Here is a 933-nt window from a genome sequence, read left to right as displayed (position 1 = left end):
CGGATGCAAAGCATATCCGGATTGATAGTATAGGACTTGATGTCAATATTATCTGCTGGGAATCATTTCAGACTCACTCTGTAATTTATGTTTAGTGATGGCGAGGAAAGGTGGTTTGACTCCTATGTGGAGTGATAGAGAAGTAGGACGATGGTTCGATTATTTTGTGGATAGGGCAGAAGAACAGATATACAAGCTATTGCAACGTGCTGGGGAAGAGTTCGTAAAGATTGCCCGTAAGAAAGGAAACTATCAGGATAATACTGGTAATCTCCGTAGCTCTATCGGTTATGTGATCGTTAAGGATGGTGATATATTGACCGAGAACTACGAGCTATCTGAGGAAGGATCTGAACGTTATCCAGGTATGCGTGAAGCGAAACGGCTGGTTTCCGAACTGATTCCTCTTTATAAAAAAGGTTGGGTATTGATTGGTGTCGCAGCCATGCCTTACGCCAAATATGTGGAAGCTATCGACAACCTGGATGTTATATCTGTTGCGACGGAGCATACTGAAGATTGGATCAAGAAACAAAGTAAAACATTGTTCGATAAACTTACAAAGAAAGGGTATTGACATGGCAGATCAGTTTGATATAGTAGATGTTGTGTATGATGCTATAGAATCGGCCAGTGCTGGCTTTGTCTTGTACAAAGATTGTTCCGGTGATGGGGAAACGAAGAACCATATTACAATCCGGATGCTTGCACTGAGCGAAACGGATGTTGTCAATAAGGGACCTGTAAATATCAACGTGTTCGTGAAGAAGCAGACGAACGGTATGCCAGCCCGTCAGTCAATGAAAGGAGCGGTACGAAACATAAAGTCTGCACTGCGAAATATAACACCTCCTTTCGGCATGTACTGGAAATCCCGGATCGTCTGGTCCGAACCTCTTGGCGAAGCAAAAGAAGGCTTCGATTGTACGAATA

Annotated in this window: 2 protein-coding genes; both read left to right on the top strand. The window is 43.1% G+C overall.

What is annotated here, in order from left to right:
* The first annotated feature begins 97 nt into the window (after positions 1 to 97).
* Entirely contained in the window at positions 98 to 577 is a 480-nt protein-coding gene (locus tag H8S65_RS20825; protein ID WP_186931717.1) for an HK97 gp10 family phage protein, read from the top strand.
* A gap of 1 nt (position 578) precedes the next feature.
* A partial coding sequence (locus tag H8S65_RS20820) for a hypothetical protein (protein WP_186931716.1) occupies positions 579 to 933 on the top strand: 355 nt, incomplete at its 3' end.

The sequence above is a fragment of the Parabacteroides hominis genome, assembly GCF_014287585.1.
GTDB lineage: Bacteria > Bacteroidota > Bacteroidia > Bacteroidales > Tannerellaceae > Parabacteroides > Parabacteroides hominis.
Note: the sequence above shows the minus strand (reverse complement) of the source record. Positions and strands in the feature narration are given on the sequence as shown.

Excerpts from the sequence above, each read along its gene's own strand:
- H8S65_RS20825 (WP_186931717.1), top strand. The coding sequence starts at position 98 with ATGGCGAGGAAAGGTGGTTTGACTCCTATGTGGAGTGATAGAGAAGTA.